Annotated in this window: 4 protein-coding genes; 1 reads left to right on the top strand and 3 read right to left on the bottom strand. The window is 52.4% G+C overall.

Annotated elements, in window-relative coordinates; all coding sequences use genetic code 11:
- The 3 genes from PHI12_13755 to PHI12_13765 form a co-directional block, all read right to left on the bottom strand.
- A partial coding sequence (locus tag PHI12_13755) for a hypothetical protein (protein ID MDD5511858.1) occupies positions 1-649 on the bottom strand: 649 nt, incomplete at its 3' end.
- 55 nt (positions 650-704) lie between these two features.
- Positions 705-1,643, bottom strand: coding sequence for a DHHA1 domain-containing protein (locus PHI12_13760; GenBank protein ID MDD5511859.1), 939 nt, complete (start codon positions 1,641-1,643; stop codon positions 705-707).
- Positions 1,644-2,925: 1,282 nt separating this feature from the next.
- On the bottom strand, positions 2,926-3,363 hold the full coding sequence (locus PHI12_13765; protein MDD5511860.1) for a terminase small subunit: 438 nt from the start codon (positions 3,361-3,363) through the stop codon (positions 2,926-2,928).
- A gap of 519 nt (positions 3,364-3,882) precedes the next feature.
- Between PHI12_13765 and PHI12_13770 the strand changes: the two genes are divergently transcribed.
- Positions 3,883-4,095, top strand: a complete 213-nt coding sequence (locus PHI12_13770) for a hypothetical protein (protein MDD5511861.1) — start codon at positions 3,883-3,885, stop codon at positions 4,093-4,095.
- Positions 4,096-4,246: the final 151 nt, after the last annotated feature.

Consider the following 4,246-nt stretch of genomic DNA (forward strand, 5'->3'; position numbering starts at 1 on the left):
ACCGAATACGCTTCAGTCTCAAGTCCGGCATGACTGTATACGAAGGGAAAACGATCTTCTGGTGCGAGTGCGCAGCCAAGAATACTTCGGCATGGACACCCCTTTTCATGTCCTCCAACGTGTTGGCTTTGCCGCCCATCCTCCGAGATCCGGTAAAGCCATGCAGCATAAATACAGTGTAGACGTTTCTGTTTCTCTCCCCCTTGGCCCGGTCATACCCGACGGATAAGAACATATAGATCCCGTCAGGGTCGTAAACGCTTGGTATTCCAAGCATGGAAGTCAGGTATTCGCCGACGTATTCGTCGGTTTGGCGGGTGCTTCGCGCCTCGTGATTTCCGTCTAGATAGGCGAGGATCTTCCCGGCCCGGGCCAGAGGTTCTAGGAATTTCAAAGCAAGCTCCTTCTGCTGCTTCGGCCTCAAAGATCCGTACGTATCACCAATGCTGTCAGTTATGGCATTGTCTATTACGTCACCCAAGATCACGCAATACGCTTCAGGACGATCCAAGATCCATTGCCTGTAGCCTAGGAATTTGTCTTCGTTGAATTCTGCTCCAATGTGTAAGTCAGATAGGGGTATGAGATACGCTTTTTCGGTTTCCATGCCTAAGTCATGCTTGATAACCTTGAGCTTCGGGAGTTCCAAGTGTCACCCCCTTCTCCCCTGCCTAAAGGGGCGCCCCCCTTATGCCTAATAACCTTTAAATTGCTTGCACGAAAGGAAGTTCTTTGCACTGAAAACCCGCCGCCTGCTTATGCCCCCCGCCGCCGTATTTTTTAGCAATTTCCGAACAATCAATGTCTTTTGTGGTGTAAATAGAAACCGTCCATTGCTTGCCGTCAAAATAAAATGGGAGCATTAAGTCGTAGTCCTCTTGGACTGAATCAAATAGCTGGGAATTGACAAGCCCGGCGTTACAGGCAACGGCCTTGTGCCCTTCAAATTCCGTGAAAAAGGCGAGTGACTTAATCAAGTCTTTGTAATAATTGGTGCGGTAAAGTACGGCGATCTCGCCATCTTTGATAAGACTACGGATACTGCTTGCGGAGTTTAGCCAGTTAATCCAATTATCATCTCCCGGCCTTGTTTCGTATAAACGGATTCCTGCTTGCAGATTCCGGGTATCATCTCCAAATTTAAACTTCCAAATATCATAATCCCCTATCAGATCTACAATAAAGGGCATTATTCCATCCGGGTAAAAATAATCCCAAGTTAAAACGCACCCCGCCACGCCATCTTTTCTAATTCCCGCTATATCCAGATCGCCATGCCGTTCAATGGCTGTTTTGTGATGGTCAATCCAAACTAAGTTGTCGGTTATTTGAAGCAGTTTTTCAAATTCGCCCGGTTTCTGAAGTGAAAAGTCCACAATTACGACCGTTTCGCCCGGTTTTATTCTGGAAAAGGGAAAATCATCTTTATAGTCAATGGAAATAAATTCGCACTCTTCCCCCGTTGCCTTGGTAAAATCCCTATCCCGCTTGTAAAATTTATAAACTATCGCCCCGGCACACTTTCCGTCCATATCATTGTGATAAAAACATTTCATTTTCAATACCCCCTGCCTTGAATTTGGTATGTCAACCGCCTTGGCGGGTATTCGCGGGGGGCTTTCGCCCCCTTGCTCCGGCGTCACTTGGACGCTGGGAGCCACCACACTCTTGCTAAGTTTTCGCGGGCGGGCCGGGGACTTCCACCACCGGCACGACAACTTTCTCACATCTACGCTTTTATTGCGCGATTTCGTATCTGCCACAAAGCACGTTGCGTCTTGTCTTCCGCCACCGCCCGCAAATATTTACCCATTCACCCATTTTACAGTGTCATCCCCACGTTTTAATTTCCGAAAAGTGCGTAATTCTTCCTTGGTATACCGCTCCTCAAAAATGAGAACAAACCACAGTATTTTAACCCCCCAGTATCTGTGTTGCAGGTCATTGCTGCTATCTATACAGAATGGATGTCTTAATGAAAGGGTTTTAAATATAACTCGTATCCTGCTTTTCTTAAAGTCATTTGTAGCTCGAATAACACTGCCTTCATCATAATGAATAAATGTTCTTTTGGGGGACACGGTAGAAATTCTCATGCTTCTCCCCCTGCCTTTTTTGAATTTTCTCGCGCGACCCCCCGTGAACCCGCACCGCTTGCCCTACTCTAGCGGCCCTCTAATGGCCCCTGGTGGTAATACCCCAACCCGTTCTGCAAGGAAAATATCACAACGTCACCGGAGGAAAACTGAAGACCCACGTAGCTCCCGGTTCGCTCCACGCTCTCTAAAGTCACCCTTTTGTTGAAAATGGCCCCGAGTAAATTAAACATTTGACGGCCTCCTTTTTATCACTTCCTTTCCGGTAGTCCGGTTATATATCCCTAGTGGGCGAACCCCATTTTAGGCCCGTGAATAAAGGACTGTTTAATACTGGAAAGAAGAGATCGGCATCCTCTTAACCCAGTTCACACCCCCAAACAGCATAATTCCGGGCATTTCCGCCACCCCGGAACACAAAATACGGCGAAAACAAAAGAAAAACGAAGGAAAGGGGGCGGGTTGTATAGGTAGTTGCGAATAAAGGGGAAACACCTACTTGCCCCTCATGGGGAATAACACAACCCCACCGTCTCGCTATACAAGGCAACTATATACGGTTCTCCTGCCAACTAACCCCGGCTTTTAATAAATTGGTCACCACGAATAACCCGCCTTTTTGGCAATTCGGTACGGATCTACCTAGAATTATATTAGCGCATGGGGGTGCCCCCCCGACAGTACCATCCCCCCGGGGGGTGTATGCCCCCCCTCCACCCGGCTGACAGGGGGGGTGCCTCTAAGATCTGACCCCCCTGCCTACTTTCCAGGGCAGTTACCCCCGGTATACCCCGGTATAGTACCGCTAATATAGGAAAGCGGAACTGTATCAGTCCGGATCGCCCTCCACCTGGGGTGGGCGTACCACGATCACGGGGGAGTCTACGCTGATCTGGAGCTGATCCGTCCAGCCGGCGTTTTTCAGCCAGAAAATAGACCCCGCCGGGTGGCCCTTTCCCCGCCGCAGATCGCCTTCCACGTCTGCCTCTATGCGCGCCCGGGCACTTTTTAGGACGTCTGAATACGCCTGGATCTGGGCTGCATCGTCCCCCGGCTGAAAGTCTCCATCCCCCCCGTACTGTATCAGCTCCTGCCTGGTCATCCCCAGGTGCACGGCCAGGCCGGTGACTGTATATGGCTCAGGGTCTGGCTTCCCCTCCCGGTCCACGTGCTCATCGCACGCCCGGAAATACTCCTCTATCGCCGCCTGCATCAGCTCCGGTGTCTTCCACTTCCGGGGCCGTCCTCCACGTCCTGGCACGGTCATGCTCTCACCCCCCTCTCTCTCATGTCCTGCCTGTCCCCCTGCTCCGTGTCTCCTGCTGCCTGCCGGGTGGTCCTCTCCTACCCTGGTGGTCGCTCTCCCTACTCTCTACCCCTGGTGCCTCTCTGCTCCTGGTGGCTGCCTGCCGGTGTCTCTACCCGGCCGCTCGCCTGCTGACCGTCCCCTACCTATCCTACTGGCACGCTCCTGCCCTGCTGGTGCCGCCTCCCTGCTCTCCCCTACTCTACCCCTCACCTGCTCCCTACCGCCGCCGTACGCGCCTCACAGCCCGCCCAGCGTGGACGCTATGGCCGCCCCTGCCGCCATATAATGAAGTGAAAATCAAAAGACCGCGAAATAGTGTGAAATAATCAGCTTGCGGGAGATAACCGCGCATAATCTGCCCGACAATGGGAATAATACCGTCATACCGTAATTGCAGTATTACGCCACCCGTTGTAATATAGTGGTGCAAGGCCAATTCGGTGCCCGCTGCCGAACCAGCGGGAGGAGGTGCCCCTCATGCAACAACCCCCCATCCCTAATAGCATCTACCTGGCCCGCAAAAACGGATCTTGGATGGCTCACTTTTCCGGCCCCCACGCCCGAAAGATCATCAAAGCCTTTGGCACGGCTGCTATCCCGACCGCTTACTCGGATGCCGCGCCAGCGGACCGCGTAAAGCGGGAGATCGAGGCGCTGAACCCTGGGGTTGGGGTGCATGTCGTAGTATAGGTATAGCGCCGCCCGGCGTCAATACGGTGCCCCCTGCCAGACCAGGGGGAAGGAGGTGCCCCAATGCTAAAGATGGAGAATCGTATCTTGAAAGCTGCCCGGAAAGGGATCGACCAGATCCGCTACGGCGGTCACGTTCCCACCGCTATAT

Source organism: Dehalococcoidales bacterium (genome assembly GCA_028716225.1).
Lineage (GTDB): Bacteria > Chloroflexota > Dehalococcoidia > Dehalococcoidales > UBA5760 > UBA5760.

Bases quoted from the DNA above. Each gene is read 5' to 3' on its own strand.
- PHI12_13765 (MDD5511860.1), bottom strand. From the start codon at position 3,363: ATGACCGTGCCAGGACGTGGAGGACGGCCCCGGAAGTGGAAGACACCG.
- PHI12_13770 (MDD5511861.1), top strand. From the start codon at position 3,883: ATGCAACAACCCCCCATCCCTAATAGCATCTACCTGGCCCGCAAAAAC.